The following is a 14422-nucleotide window of genomic DNA, read 5'->3' as shown; positions in this document are numbered from 1 at the left end:
GTTTACGGTAAAATTAAGTTGGGTCATCATCAAACCTCCTGTGTTGGTTTTTCGTGGTTGAAAACATTGTAACACAGGGTTGATGAGGCCCTTTTTTTCTTTTTACACAATTATATGGACTCAATCTTTCTTCCATCAAAACCCCTATGATATAGTGAACAGAGAAGGAATTTCGAGAAAGGGAAGTGGCAGACGTGGAATTTATACCTTATTTTGTAACGGTGATCATCTTTTTAAACGTTCTGCTCGGGTTTACGATTATATTCCTGGAACGCAGGGACGCCAGTGCCACCTGGGCGTGGCTGATGGTATTGATGTTTGTTCCAGTAGCCGGTTTCATTATTTATCTGATGTTCGGCCGCCGGTTAAGCAGAAAAGAAATATTCACGTGGGATAAGAAAGCACGCCTCGGTCTGTTAGCGGCTGTGCAGGAACAGCTGCGTGCAATCGACAACGATGAGTTCGAATTGAAACATCCGGAAGTCGCTCCTCACGAAGACCAGATTTATATGCATTTGAAAAACAATGATGCAGTACTTAGCCAGGATAATAAACTGGATCTTTATACAGACGGAGAGGAGAAATTCCAGGCGCTGATGCAGGATATTGAGAAAGCTCAGGACCATGTTCACCTCCTTTATTACATATTGCGTCACGATAACCTGGGGAGAAGGCTCGGAACGGTTCTGAGGAAAAAGGCCGAAGAAGGGGTCTCTGTGAAACTGTTGTATGACGACATGGGGTCCCGGCTGTTGAGCCGCTCCTACATAAAAGAAATGAAGCGTGCCGGTGTGGAGATGGAATCTTTCTTCCCTCCCCTCATTCCTAAACTGAACATGAAAATCAACTACAGAAATCACCGGAAACTGGCGATCATTGATGGAACGGTAGGATACATCGGCGGGTTCAACATCGGGGATGAATATCTCGGCAAAGATAAGAAATTCGGGTATTGGAGAGATACGCATCTGCGTGTCAGAGGGAGTGCAGTCCACAATTTACAGACGCGGTTTATTCTGGACTGGAACCAGGCTTCCAAACGCGACATTCTGTATGACGAGCGATTCTATCCCCTCTTTGAGTCGGAACCCGGGGATTCGGCAGTACAGATTGTCTCAAGCGGTCCCGATTCCGAATGGGAACAGATCAAGCACGGATACATCAAGACGATTCTTTCAGCGAAAGAGTATGTATACATCCAGACTCCCTACTTCATTCCTGATGACAGTCTGCTTGATGCCCTGCGCGTCGCTTCTCTTTCCGGGGTGGATGTACGAGTGATGATTCCGAACAAACCGGATCACCCTTTTGTATACTGGGCGACATATTCAAACGTCGGGGATCTGCTGTGGGCGGGTGCCAAAGTCTACATTTATCAGAACGGTTTTCTGCATGCGAAGACGATTGTAGCCGACGGCGTGGTCTCCTCGGTAGGCACAGCGAACATCGACGTACGGAGTTTCCGGCTTAATTTTGAAGTGAATGCGTTCGTTTATGATACGAAACTTGCCGGTGAACTGACGGACAGGTTCATGGATGACAGTGAGCTCACCACGGAGCTGACCCACTACCTGTACGAGCAGCGCTCGGTGTGGATCCGCTTTAAAGAAGCGATCGCCCGGCTCCTTTCTCCGGTTTTATAAATGAAAAAAGAGTTCAACTCCTAATATCAGGGGGCTGAACTCTTTTTTTGTGTTATTTAGGGTTGCGGCACATGCCCGGAATGAGGAAAATATCGATAACCAGCCAGATCCAGAGTACGAAAAGAGGGAACCAGCCAATCAGTATACCTGTAGTAGCCCAGCCGGCTGCGCCGAGAATCAGCTGAATGATTCCGGAGCCTGTGCGTCCTGTATAAAATCTGTGAATGCCCAGCTGCCCGAGGAACAGCCAGAGAATGTAGGCAAGAATGACACTTCGCTTCTGCATGGAGAGACTCCTTTCTGAATAAGCGTTATAAAGTAAGGGTTCCCGTTTATAAATGAACGAAAACGAACGGAGCACACTTGAAGTGTACTCCGTCCGAAGAGAGGTCAGGTTTTCTGGTGTTCTACCAGAGAGTTCGGGTCTTTCGGAAATTCTTTATCGTATCCCGTCGTCATAAAGGGATATACCAGGGCAAAGAGGGGAGCCCTTCACCGGCATCATGCCAGTGACGTGGAGGGAATTCCGCCTCCACGCGGTATTTGTAAAACGGAAGGTTCCGCTTTTTTCTCCTCCAGCTGCACCACCCAGAAGTCCGCGTTCTAAGCAGCAACTTCTTTTTCAGGAAAGACCGCCTGAAAAGCGAACTTTCTGCTTAGTCCGGAACTTCTGAACGGGTGGTTCCGCTTTTGTTTAATCCAGCTGCAACTTCCAGAAGCTCCTGTTGTAAGCAGTACCCTTATTTTCGGGAGAGAGCACCCGAAAAGTAAGTCCCCTGCTTACGCCAGCGCTTCTAACCGGAAGTTTCCGCTTTTTTCTATTGCTCACTCAGTGTGAGGGTTATTTGCTGTTGCTGGCCGTTTCTGTAAACGGTGAGCGTCGCTTCGTCTCCTGCTTTTGCATCTTCATACAGGTACTTGCGCAGGTCGAGAGTGGAGGCGACCTTTTCTCCGTTAATTGCTGTAATCACATCATTTTGCTTCAGGCCTGCTTCTGCTGCAGGTGTACCTGTTGCGGTTTTACCGACGACTGCGCCGCCTTCTACGTTTTCAGGAAGATTCAGTTCCCCCTGAACAGCGCGTGCCGGTAGTTGAGATAAATCATAGAGAGAGACACCGATATAAGGCCGTTCCACTTCTCCTTTTGATTCAAGTTCCGAGGTGATGGAAGTGACCGTTTCTGCCGGGATGGCGAATCCGATGCCTTCTACTTCCGCTTTCGCTATCTTCATCGAATTGATACCGATCACTTTTCCGTTTTGATTGATCAGAGCCCCGCCGCTGTTTCCGGGGTTGATGGCAGCATCGGTCTGCAGGACGGTAGTATGCCAATCCGGTTCTGAATCCCCGTTTAAATCGACGGGTACGTTTCTGTCCAGACCGCTTACGATTCCTTTAGTTACGGAACCGGCGAAGTCCATGCCTAACGGGTTACCGATGGCGAAAGCCGTCTGACCGACCTCTACGTCTTCACTTTTCGCAAAATCTGCTACTTTGGAAACATGCTCGGCGTCTATTTCCAGAACTGCGAGGTCCGTAAAGGGGTCACTTCCCTGGAGTTCGGCGTCCGTTTTGGTGCCGTCACTTAAAGTGACTTCCAGGTCGGAAGCCTGTTCGATGACGTGGTGATTCGTCACAACAAGGGCTTTGTCTCCGTCCTTTTTATAAATGACTCCTGAACCTGTACCGGCGCTTTGTTCTCCGCGTGCCCCTTCTTTCACGGCACTTACGCCTACGACCGCTTCCTGGGCGGCCTGAATAGCTTTAATATTATTTTTTTCGGTGTTTTCGACAGTAAGCGGGTTCGCCTGAGCTTTTTCAGGGTTTGTTTCTATATTTATCTGAATCCCCTGGGACTGGAATAGTGCCGTTACGATAAAAACGGCTACGATGGCTCCGAAGACCCCGAAGGCGAATCCGTTTCGTTTGGAGACCCGTTTTCCTTCTCCGTTGCGCTGAAATAGTTTCATCGTCCGAAAACCGCTCCTTTCTGATACAATGTGAATAAATCTGTGAGAAGATGTTGTATAACTTATTATAAAAAAGAGATATGGGACGCATATGGATTATTTACGGAATAAATATGTAAATACAGGAGGTAATGGAATGGACACTTATATAGGACTCGTGGAAGATGATGATAACATCCGGGAAATCGTGAAAACGTATCTGGAGAAAGAAGGGTACCGGGTGGAGGACGTGGACTCGGCGGAGCAGGCATGGGAATTATTCAATAAGTCCACAAAACCTGACCTGTGGGTCCTGGATATTATGCTGCCCGGAATGGATGGATATGAATTTTGTAAAAAGGTACGCACGCATTCGGAAGTTCCGATCATTATTATTTCAGCCAAAGACGAAGAAGTGGATAAAATACTCGGGCTGGAGCTCGGTGGTGACGACTACATGACCAAGCCGTTCAGTCCGCGCGAACTCGTAGCCCGCGTCAAGAGACATGTGAAACGCTGGAAACAGATGCAGAAGGGAAGCGGAGCCGGCGGAGAGGAGACGATTCTTTCCGGAAACCTTGAGCTGAACGTAACGGAACGTCTTGCTTTTTATGCAGGGGAGGAAGTGGAGACGACCCAGAAAGAGTTCGAGATGCTCCGTGTGCTTGCTGAACACGAGAATAAAGCTTTTTCCCGGGAGACGCTTCTCGAGTCCGTATGGGGTATGGATTACTTCGGAAGTGACAGAGCTGTCGACGATCTGATGAAACGTCTTAGAAAGAAATTTCCCGATCTTGATCTTGAAACGGTGTGGGGCTACGGGTACAGATTGAGGTCTCCGGGCTCATGAGACTGCTCCATCAGCTGAACACCGCCTTTACGGGACTCATTCTCGTCGTAATGACGATTACGGCAATCGTACTGTACTCCCTGGTTATGGATATTTTTATTATGGATGAAAAAAGACAGCTGGAAATGCGTGCGGAGCTGCTCGTCGACATTTTGAACGATCCGGATCGTCTTCTCCAGTCGCCGGAAGTCTCGAGTCTGATTCAGGATCAGAACTACCCCCTTCTCCTGTTTGATAAGTCCACCGGAGAGCTGTTGTTTCACACTCTCCCGGAAGAGGCAGCGTCAGACTGGGTGGAACGTTACGAAGAAGAACTTGCGGGAAATGACACGTGGGACAGCGGGTACGGCCAGTACGTCGTCTCGGATCATGAACTGAGAGGGGACCAGGTACTGGTGATGGCTACGCCTATCGGGGACCTGGCTGCCATTCAGATGAACTTCGTCTGGAGAATAATGCTTATCTTTGTTCTTGGCCTGCTTCTTGCAGCAGTTGTCAGTTATCTGTTCACAAGGAAGCTCGTCACTCCTCTTGAACGGTTGAAACAGGAGGTCAAAAAGATTGAAAAGCGTAAATTCCACGAAGTGCAGCCCGTACAAGCAACCGGAGAAATAAAAGAAGTGGACCAGAGTGTAAGACAGATGGCCGGAGAACTTGAACGATACATCCGTACACAGCAGCAGTTTTTCCAAAACGCCTCCCACGAGCTCAAAACTCCTCTCATGTCCATCCAGGGGTATGCGGAAGGTATAAGAGACGGGGTATTTGAAGGGGAGAAAAGAGATCGGGGTCTCACAGTGATGGTCGAAGAGATCGACCGCCTGAAAAAAATCGTAAATGAAATGATTCTGCTGGCCAAACTCGACAGCAACGAAGATATTTACCGGCCGGAAGATCTGAAGATAAGTGAATGGACAGGTCGTGCGGCGGACAGGCTGCTGCCGCTGGCGGAAGAGAAAAATATAGAAGTGGACGTGCGTATAGAAGGCGACGGGTTCATCAGTGCGGACCCGGAACGTTTCCTGCAGGCTCTCATGAATATAGGGCGAAACGGAGTGCGGCATGCGTCATCACGACTTTTGATTACGGTGGAGAGAAACGGGGACTTCCTTATCCGTATACAGGATGACGGGGAAGGCATCGGAGAAGAAGTCATGCCGCACTTATTCGAACGCTTCCAAAAAGGAAAAGACGGGGAAACGGGTCTTGGCCTGGCGATCTCAAGAGCGATCATCGAGAGAAGCGGCGGAACGATTTCCGCCTATAATCTGGAAGGTTCCGGAGCCGTCTTCGAAATAAGACTTCCGGTCTCGGGGTGAGCGACTTGCAGCACGTGCTATAATAGGATAGGAAATTATATTAAAGAATAGAATCAGAAAGGTGATAGATGACATGGAAGCGAAAAAAGCCAGAGAATCCTTTACAGTTAAAAATTCTCACGTCCTCCCCCCGGATACGAACAGTCACGGGACGTTATTTGGAGGCAAACTGATGGCGTATATCGATGATATTGCGGCAATCGCTGCAGTCCGGCACTGCAGGCAGCCGGTCGTCACTGCCTCCATCGATTCCGTGGACTTTCTCCACCCTGTGTTCGAAGGGCATGCGATATGTCTTGAGGCTTTCGTGACCTGGACTCACAATACTTCGATGGAAGTATTCGTCAAAGCGATAACGGAAGACTTGCTGAGTGGAGAGCGGAAAGTATGTACAACGGCGTTTGTGTCGATGGTAGCCGTAAACGAAGAAAATAAACCTGTGCCGATTCCGGCCGTTTATCCGGAAACCGATCAGGAAAAACGTCTCCATGCGGGAGCTTCTGCCCGTCATGACCAGCGAAAAGAAAGAAGAAAAGAATCAAAAGAACTGGCGGAAATCTACGGAACAGGCCTCCCGTGGTAAAAACAAAAGCGTAGCCATTCGATTAGAAGGTCTAAGATAAGCAGACTCTCCGGGCTTCGGGTGTTTTGTCCCGAAACAGGAGGGGCAGCTTATCTTACGGACTTCTGAATGGCGAAGCTGGATGAAAAACAAAAGCGGAAACTTCCGTTCAGAAACAAACAAAAGCGCGCAATCCCTGATGAGTATTCAGGGGTTGCGCGCTTTTTATCGATCACCGGGAAAAGTGGTGCATAACTTCGGGAGGCGTTTCTGCCTCGGGGAGGGTCGTACACAGGGAGTCCCAGTCATGAGCGGCACCGTCGCGCATCGTAACGATACGGTCGGCAACAGCTTTTGCATCTTCCCGGTCATGAGTGACGAAAACAGTCGTCGTTCCCGTTTTCTTCAGAATGTCATACAACTCGTTACGAATAGTAACCTGAAGGTCGGCATCGAGACTGCTGAATGGTTCATCAAGAAGAAGCAGGGAAGGGAGCAAGAGCTCTGGCAAGGGCGATCCTCTGCTGCTGTCCTCCGCTCAACTCATGAGGATACCGGTTTTTATACTCATCCATCCGGACAAGATCCAGCATTTCAACTTCTCCGCCTCTTTCTTCGGAAGAGGAGGCTTCTTCTGAAGAAGTTTCTTCTTTCTCAGCTTTCTCTCCGTTTCCGGAGCTTTCTTCTTCTCCCGAGTTGTTTCCGCACGCTGCGAGAAGCAGGAGAAAAGCAAGGAACAGGGTTGAAATAAATACTTTTTTCATAGTCCCGGCTTTTTTATGTAGTTCAAATGAAAATGGTTATCATTTACAGTCTTTATTTTATAACATTGCGAAAAATAGTCAATAGAAATTTCGGATATTTTTGAATTAGACGGAGAAAGCGGCATGCGCTTCCTCTGTCTGTTCAGTGACAGGCTGTATAAATCCTCCCTGTAAAGGGCGATCCAGCAGTCCGGCGTCCATTGGCAGCAACAGGTCTGTGCCTGCAACCTGGCCTTCTCTCCCGAGGCGGACCATAAAGCCGTCCTCCGGTTCCGAAATCGTTGTCTCCGTTACAGTGGCAGGGGTCTGATGTTCAATTTCCTCGACAGTATCGACTATATCAATGTGGTAATTATCATTGGTTCCCGTGTAATCCGAAGTGAAAAAGAGGGCCAGGGCGAGTCCTATTATCGTAAGCACTGTACAAATGGCCTGTTTCATAAAATGTTTTCTCCTTTCGATGAATTGGGTACTCATTGTAGAGATACTTGAAAAAATGTCAAACAGTTCGGGAAAAGAATTTTAATTGTTTTCATTTATTGGTAAAGTGAAAGAAGGAGAAGAATTGGTTGTTTTAATTCTAAGGAGGAAAAGAATATGGGGTTAGCGGAAAGTGTTATAAGTTTTTTCAATGATATATTGTGGGGCTATGTTCTCATCGTCGTACTTCTCGGACTGGGGTTATGGTTTTCCATAAAGCTGAAATTCGCCCAGTTCCGTCTCATACCGGAAATGTTCCGGGTGCTTTTCGATAAAAGATCGATTACAGCAGAAGGTAAGAAAGGTACTTCTGCTTTCCAGGCATTTGCTATCAGTACCGCATCCCGTGTAGGGACAGGAAATCTCGCAGGTGTGGCAGCAGCCGTTTCCACCGGGGGGCCGGGGGCTGTGTTCTGGATGTGGCTTGTAGCCATTCTCGGCGGAGCGTCGAGTTTTATCGAAAGTACGCTGGCGCAAATATTCAAAACGCCGGAGCACAATCAGTATCGCGGCGGCCCGGCTTACTACATGGAAAAAGGTCTGAACAATCGTACTCTCGGAATTGTCTTCGCCATCACCATCACTTTTACATACGGGCTCGTTTTCAGTTCCGTCCAGTCTAATACGATTGCTTCCGCCTTTGAACGCTCGTTTTCCCTCGAAGGCTGGGTGCTCGGTCTGATTCTGACGGTTATTGTAGCTTCCATCATCTTCGGAGGGCTGAGAAGAATCGCCCAGGTGACACAGTTCATTATTCCGATCATGGCATTTTTCTACGTAGCTTTAGCGCTATATGTCCTGTTTCTCAACCTGGGTCAGGTGCCGGATATGCTTGGTCTGATTTTTTCCAGTGCTTTCGGCTTCCGTGAATTCGCGGGCGGCACCATCGGAGGTATGGTTATGATTGGTGTGCAGCGTGGTCTGTTCTCGAACGAAGCCGGTATGGGTAGTGCACCGAACGCAGCTGCCACCTCGGAAGTGACTCACCCGGTGAAGCAGGGGCTTATCCAGACGCTTGGGGTGTTCATTGATACGCTCGTCATCTGTAGTGCTACCGCAACGATTATTCTCTTTTCAGGAGAATACACGGATACAGGAGGGGCAGAAGGGATTCAGATCACCCAGATGGCTTTTGAGAATGAGATAGGACAGTGGGCTTCTCTCTTTATCGCTGTCGCCATCTTCCTTTTCGCCTTCAGCTCCATCATCGGTAACTACTATTATGGTGAAACGAACCTTGAATTCATCCGCAACAGCGGAAGATTGAAGCTTATCTATCGTACGAGTGTACTGCTCATGGTGATGTTCGGGGCCGTCGCCGAGTTCGGTCTCGTATGGTCGCTTGCGGATCTGACGATGGGGACTATGGCACTGATCAACCTGTACGCGATCTTCCTGTTATCGAAGATCGCTTATGCGGCACTGAAAGATTATATGAATCAGCGCAGACAGGGGAAAGACCCGATCTTTTATCAGGATCATCTGCCCGGTGTGAAGGGTATGGATTACTGGAAACGTACGGATCCTGTCAGAAACGATAAGAAATAAGCGAAAAAAATGTTTCCAACCTGGATTTCAGGCTGTCGAGAAAATCTCGGCAGTTTTATTTTTTTGTTTTTCAATGAAGGGCGGATGAATACCAGGAGGATCCTGCGGAAAAACGGGTGATCCGAGACCTCGCAGTGGGGTGGCGCGAGTGCGTCCGCGGAAAGCGAATGGATTCATCCCCCGCGAGAATTCCACACAACTTGCGGAGAAAAACAGATTCTTCTAAAAGCCGAAACCGCTCCCGCAGCGGTTTTTTTCGTATTCCTTCGTCTCTGTGCTAAAATACAATCATGATCTGAACGAAAAAGGATGGTAGCTATGAGTATACTGATTGCAGAAAATCTCGCTAAAGGGTACGGAGATAAAACACTGTTCGATGAACTTTCATTTACGGTGGAAGATAGGGAAAGAATCGGTCTTATAGGCGTAAACGGGACCGGGAAATCCTCGTTACTGAAAATCCTCGCAGACATCGAATCGAAGGATGCAGGTAACGTTCATCACGCCAAGGATTTCCACGTGGAATATTTGTCCCAGGAGCCTGAACTTGAAGAAGAAGACACGGTTTTTGAACAGATTTATTATGGGGACTCGGACATTATGAAAGTGCTGAGAAGATATGAAAAAGCTCTTCAGCAGACGATGGAAAAGCCGGAGGACGAAAAGGTTCAGAACGAATTGATGGAAGCACAGGAAAAAATGGAAGATGCGGGAGCATGGGAAGCGAGTACGGAGGCGAAAAAAGTCCTCTCCCAGCTTGGCATCGAAGCGTATAACCATAAGGTGAAGGAGCTGTCCGGGGGCCAGAAGAAGCGCGTGGCGATTGCGAAAGCCCTGCTGCAGCCGGCGGATCTTCTGCTTCTGGATGAGCCGACCAACCACCTTGATAATGAAACGATCGAATGGCTTGAGGAGTATTTGAGTCAGTACAAAGGGGCACTTATGCTTGTCACCCACGACCGCTATTTTCTGAACCGGGTAACGAATAAAATATTTGAACTGGAAAGAGGGCAGCTTTATGAGTACGAAGGTAACTACGAAGTTTTCCTTGAGAAAAAAGCGGAACGGGAAGAACTCGAAAAACGGAGAGAAGCGAAGCATCAGAACGTGCTGAAACAGGAACTTGCATGGCTGAAGCGTGGAGTGAAAGCCCGAGGTACGAAACAGAAAGCCAGAAAGCAGCGTGTGGAAGCGATGAAGGAGAAGACGTTCGAAACGGATAAGGAAGAAGCTGATATCGCTACGGCCTCCACCCGCCTCGGGAAACAAGTGATGGAACTCGAGGATATCGGCCATAAATTTGAAGAGGACTATCTGTTCCGTCATATCAGTGATCTGATTGTACCGGGAGAACGTATCGGCATCATCGGACCGAACGGGACCGGAAAGACGACGCTGCTCAATATAATGGCAGGGCGGAGAGAACCGTCGGAAGGTGCCGTACACATCGGACCGACTGTGAAAATCGGATACTATAAACAGGACCACGAAGAACTCGATGGAGATCAGACTGTCATCGGGTACATTAAAGAGACGGCCGAAGTCATCTCGACGAAAGATAAGCAGCAGGTGACAGCCGAGCAGATGCTTGAGCGGTTTTTATTCTCCCGCAGCCACCAGTGGACGTATATAAGAAGGTTATCGGGGGGCGAACGCCGCAGACTGTATCTTCTGAAAGTGCTGATGGAGGAACCGAACGTCCTGTTTCTCGATGAGCCGACGAACGACCTTGATACGGAAACGCTGAGCGTGCTTGAGGATTATATCGACAGCTTTCCGGGTGTCGTCATTACTGTCAGCCACGACCGTTACTTCCTCGACAGAATCGCCGATCGGCTGATTGCTCTTGAAACTGATGGGAATTTCGAGAAGTTTCAGGGAGCCTACAGTGAATTCCTGGAGAAAAAGAAAGAGGAGAAGAAACAGGATGCTGCACCTGCTCAGAAAAAAGAGTCGCGCACGAAGCGGAAAAAGAAACTGTCCTATCAGGATCAGCAGGAATGGAAGACGATTGAAGACGATATCTCGGCTGTAGAAGAACGGATCGAAGAGATCAAAACAGAAATCAGTGAAACCGGAAGTGATTTCGATAAAGCGGAAGAACTGTACAAAGAACAGCAGAGAAAAGAAGAAGAACTTGAACAGAAAATGGAACGATGGGAAGAATTGTCCGAACTGATGGAAGAAAATTGATGGAAGAAAGCGGGGGGCCTTCATGAAGGTCCCTTTTTTGTATTGAAGGGGCAATTGTGAAATAATAGAAAGCGAAAAATTCCTTGGAAAGGTGATGAGTGTTATGCACCAACATATGCTTGATAAGTACGCGGATCTGGCGCTGAGAACCGGAGTCAATCTGCAGAAAGATCAGAAGCTGGTCATTAATTCTACCGTAGAGGGAGCGGACTTTACGCGGGTAATCGTAAAGAAAGCTTTTGAACTGGGCGCAAAAGATGTACATATCAACTGGGCGGACGACGACATTACCCGCCTGCGCTATGAATACGCAGATACTGAGACGTTGAAAGAAGTTCCCGAGTGGCAGCAGGATATGTTCAAATCGTTCGGCGAAGAAGGGATGGCTATTCTTTCCGTACGTGCAACAGACCCCGACCTTCTGCAGGGAATTGACGCCAAAAAGATTGTCGCAGCACAGAAATCCCGCAGTGAAGCTATGGCCGAGTTCCGTAACTACACGATGAATGACCGGATTCAGTGGTCGATCGTCAGTATCCCGATTACCGCCTGGGCACAGAAAATATTCCCGGAAGCAGACCCAGAAACAGCGAAAGAGAAGCTGTGGGAGGAGATTTTCTCTATCGTGCGCATCGACCAGGAAGACCCGGTCAAAGCGTGGGATGAACATAATGAAATGCTTGAAAACGCACGGCAGTTCCTGAACAGAAAGCAGTATAAAGAGCTCGTCTATCAGGGACCCGGTACGAATCTTACCGTTGCTCTTCCGGAGGGGCATATATGGAAAGGCGGAGCGAGCCGGACGGAAGACGGTGTTCCGTTCAATCCGAACATGCCGACGGAGGAAGTTTTTACGGCTCCTCATAAATACGGCGTGGACGGAATCGTTTCGAGTACGAAACCTCTGAACTATGGGGGCAGTGTGATCGATAACTTTACACTTACCTTTAAAGACGGAGAGGTCGTAGACTTCTCTGCCGAGCAGGGGGAGGAGACGCTTGAACAGCTTCTTGATACGGATGACGGGGCTTCTCACCTCGGGGAACTGGCACTCGTCCCTCACGAGTCTCCGATCTCGCAGTCAGGGCTCATTTTCTATAATACCCTGTACGATGAGAACGCTTCCTGCCATCTGGCGTTCGGAAAAGCGTATCCGAACAACGTGGAAGGCGGTTCCGAAATGAGTGAAAAAGAGCTTGATGAGAATGGGGTCAACCACAGCCTTGTACATGTAGATTTCATGATGGGCTCCGGCGAAATGGATATAGATGGGGTTCTTGAAGACGGTACAGAAGAAGCGGTAATGAGAAATGGCAGCTGGGCTCTTGATTTCAATGAGGATTAATACCGGGCCGGGAGGGGTATAGGTTTTTCACAAACGAAAAAAAGGGGTGAATCTTATGCCAGGACCGGAACACGAACTTGCAGGATTCCAGGGGAATCCCAACGAATTCAGTAAATGCAATAATTGCGGCAAGCTGCTTCAGACAAAGAAAGAAGAGGAAGTGAAGCTTTGCAAAGCCTGTCAGAAACGTCATAAAGATCAGGAAACCGACTATGACGATGTGGAATAGAAAGAATCATTAAAAAAGAGTTCCGGCCGTGTTCGGCGGAACTCTTTTTTGCATCTGTCCCGTCATTTACTTCGGGATAATGCGTATTTTTCTCTCCTTCGTTTTGAAGAAGATGGCATCAGCACGTGTATAATCGCTCCGAGTACGCCTCCTGCGAGAGCGGGGAGGACCCAGGCGAGCCCGATCGTTACGAACGGCAACATTTCTACGAAGGCTGTCAGCGGTTCTATGCTGATCTCCAGCACCTGAAGCCCTTCATAAAGACTGATTACTGTTGTAAAAGCGACTGCTCCACGGTAGACGTAGCGCGAGTGCCGGAAATACTTGCCGATAAACGCAAGAATAACGAGAACGATAGTGATGGGATAAAGAAATGTCAGTACCGGCACAGAATACTTGATGATCTGGTTCAGTCCGAGATTTGTAATCCCGAGGCTGAGGATGGTCACGATGGTAATGACCTGTAGATAATTAAGTTTCGGGATACGCTTCGAAAAGTACTGTCCGCAGGTCACAGTTAGACCTACACAAGTCGTAAAACAGGCGAGCGTTACAAGGAGCCCCAGTATAATGGTTCCTGCAGATCCGAACATCGTTTCGGCGGCACTGGACAGAAGAAGACTTCCGCTGGCGAAATCTCCGGATGGGGCCATTTTCACCCCTACCCAGCCGATTGCAGCGTAAACGAGGCTGAGCACGATAGCAGTGACGGCGCCCGCTTTGATCGTCTGTCTGGTAAGTTGTTTTTGGTCAGTGACTCCCTGCTGCTGGATGGAAGTGATGACGATGATTCCGAACGCGAGTCCGGCGATAGCGTCCATCGTCAGGTAACCTTCGACGAAACCGCTGAAAAAGGGTGTGCTCCCGTATTTTTCTCCCGGGGCGACGGAACCGGAAGAAGGAAGAAACAGGGAGCCTGCCGCCAGAGCCGCGATAGAAAGGAAAAGAAGCGGAGTGAGCCACTGTCCGATTATATCGACGAGTTTCGAAGGGTTGCGGCTTATGAGAAAGACGATAGTGAAAAAGATGAGAGAAAACACAAAGAGAATAGGGGAACTCAAGCCTCCGGTCAATGGAGCCGTTCCCATCTCATAGGCGACGTTGGCCGCTCTCGGGATACCGAAAAAGGGACCGATCGCGAGATAAATGAGTGAAACAAAAGTGACAGCAAAAGCCGGGTGCACTCTTCCGGCGATCTCCGTAGCCCCGTTTTTGGAAAGGGAAAGAGCTATTACAGCCGTAACAGGAAGCCCTACCCCCGTAAGGATGAAACCTATGATAGCCGGAAGATAGTTCTCTCCGGCCCCCATGCCGAGGGAAGCCGGGTAAATGAGATTGCCCGCTCCGAAAAACATGGCGAACAACATAAATCCTACTGCTATAGTTCTTGAGTTTTTCAACCGATGCGCCTCCAATGTATCAGGCCGCTTCCTGATAGGAAGTGTGCCTTTTAAAAATAATAATTTTTAGAAAATAAAATTAAATCAAAACCGGACTTTATATTACCAACCTCCAAATGCTATGTCAATCTATTTAATGT

12 protein-coding genes and 1 pseudogene are annotated in these 14422 nt (G+C 48.6%); 8 read left to right on the top strand and 5 right to left on the bottom strand.

Features of this window, described 5'->3' with window-relative positions:
• The first annotated feature begins 194 nt into the window (after positions 1-194).
• Positions 195-1643, top strand: coding sequence for a cardiolipin synthase (gene cls, locus CKW00_RS11850; protein WP_095822741.1), 1449 nt, complete (start codon positions 195-197; stop codon positions 1641-1643).
• A gap of 52 nt (positions 1644-1695) precedes the next feature.
• Here cls and CKW00_RS11845 read toward each other — a convergent pair whose 3' ends face one another.
• Together CKW00_RS11845 and CKW00_RS11840 are read right to left on the bottom strand one after the other, a co-directional pair.
• Positions 1696-1929, bottom strand: coding sequence for a TM2 domain-containing protein (locus CKW00_RS11845; protein WP_095822740.1), 234 nt, complete (start codon positions 1927-1929; stop codon positions 1696-1698).
• A gap of 532 nt (positions 1930-2461) precedes the next feature.
• On the bottom strand, positions 2462-3613 hold the full coding sequence (locus CKW00_RS11840) for a S1C family serine protease (RefSeq protein ID WP_095822739.1): 1152 nt from the start codon (positions 3611-3613) through the stop codon (positions 2462-2464).
• A gap of 136 nt (positions 3614-3749) precedes the next feature.
• Here CKW00_RS11840 and CKW00_RS11835 point away from each other — a divergent pair, with 136 nt between their 5' ends.
• The 3 genes from CKW00_RS11835 (at position 3750) to CKW00_RS11825 (ending at position 6344) form a co-directional block, all read left to right on the top strand.
• Positions 3750-4442, top strand: coding sequence for a response regulator transcription factor (locus tag CKW00_RS11835; protein ID WP_095822738.1), 693 nt, complete (start codon positions 3750-3752; stop codon positions 4440-4442).
• Positions 4403-5761, top strand: coding sequence for a sensor histidine kinase (locus CKW00_RS11830; protein ID WP_233129779.1), 1359 nt, complete (start codon positions 4403-4405; stop codon positions 5759-5761). Before CKW00_RS11835 ends, CKW00_RS11830 begins: the two co-directional genes overlap by 40 nt.
• Positions 5762-5834: 73 nt before the next feature.
• Complete coding sequence (locus CKW00_RS11825; protein ID WP_095822736.1) at positions 5835-6344, top strand: acyl-CoA thioesterase; 510 nt, start codon at positions 5835-5837, stop codon at positions 6342-6344.
• Positions 6345-6555: 211 nt separating this feature from the next.
• Here the strand turns inward: CKW00_RS11825 and CKW00_RS11820 are convergent.
• Both CKW00_RS11820 and CKW00_RS11815 read right to left on the bottom strand, forming a co-directional pair.
• Positions 6556-6919: pseudogene (locus CKW00_RS11820) on the bottom strand (ATP-binding cassette domain-containing protein); the annotation flags it as partial.
• A gap of 273 nt (positions 6920-7192) precedes the next feature.
• Positions 7193-7528 (bottom strand): hypothetical protein, encoded by a 336-nt coding sequence (locus CKW00_RS11815; RefSeq protein ID WP_008589381.1) that lies wholly within the window; start codon positions 7526-7528, stop codon positions 7193-7195.
• A gap of 156 nt (positions 7529-7684) precedes the next feature.
• Here CKW00_RS11815 and CKW00_RS11810 point away from each other — a divergent pair, with 156 nt between their 5' ends.
• From CKW00_RS11810 to CKW00_RS13790, 4 genes are all read left to right on the top strand, one after another.
• Positions 7685-9115 (top strand): alanine/glycine:cation symporter family protein, encoded by a 1431-nt coding sequence (locus CKW00_RS11810; RefSeq protein ID WP_095822735.1) that lies wholly within the window; start codon positions 7685-7687, stop codon positions 9113-9115.
• Between the two features lie 318 nt (positions 9116-9433).
• Positions 9434-11308 carry an ABC-F family ATP-binding cassette domain-containing protein gene (locus CKW00_RS11805; RefSeq protein WP_095822734.1) on the top strand — a complete coding sequence of 625 codons (1875 nt, stop codon included), beginning with the start codon at positions 9434-9436 and terminating at the stop codon, positions 11306-11308.
• Positions 11309-11411: 103 nt separating this feature from the next.
• The gene (locus CKW00_RS11800; protein ID WP_095822733.1) at positions 11412-12653 is read left to right on the top strand and encodes an aminopeptidase; all 1242 of its coding nucleotides are present in this window, start codon (positions 11412-11414) and stop codon (positions 12651-12653) included.
• Between the two features lie 55 nt (positions 12654-12708).
• Positions 12709-12882 (top strand): hypothetical protein, encoded by a 174-nt coding sequence (locus CKW00_RS13790; protein ID WP_180962557.1) that lies wholly within the window; start codon positions 12709-12711, stop codon positions 12880-12882.
• Between the two features lie 62 nt (positions 12883-12944).
• Here CKW00_RS13790 and brnQ read toward each other — a convergent pair whose 3' ends face one another.
• Entirely contained in the window at positions 12945-14282 is a 1338-nt protein-coding gene (gene brnQ / locus CKW00_RS11795) for a branched-chain amino acid transport system II carrier protein (protein ID WP_095822732.1), read from the bottom strand.
• Between the last annotated feature and the right edge of the window lie 140 nt (positions 14283-14422).

It is taken from the genome of Salimicrobium humidisoli, assembly GCF_002295105.1.
Classification (GTDB): domain Bacteria; phylum Bacillota; class Bacilli; order Bacillales; family Halobacillaceae; genus Salimicrobium; species Salimicrobium humidisoli.
This window is presented reverse-complemented; position numbering and strand designations above follow the sequence as displayed.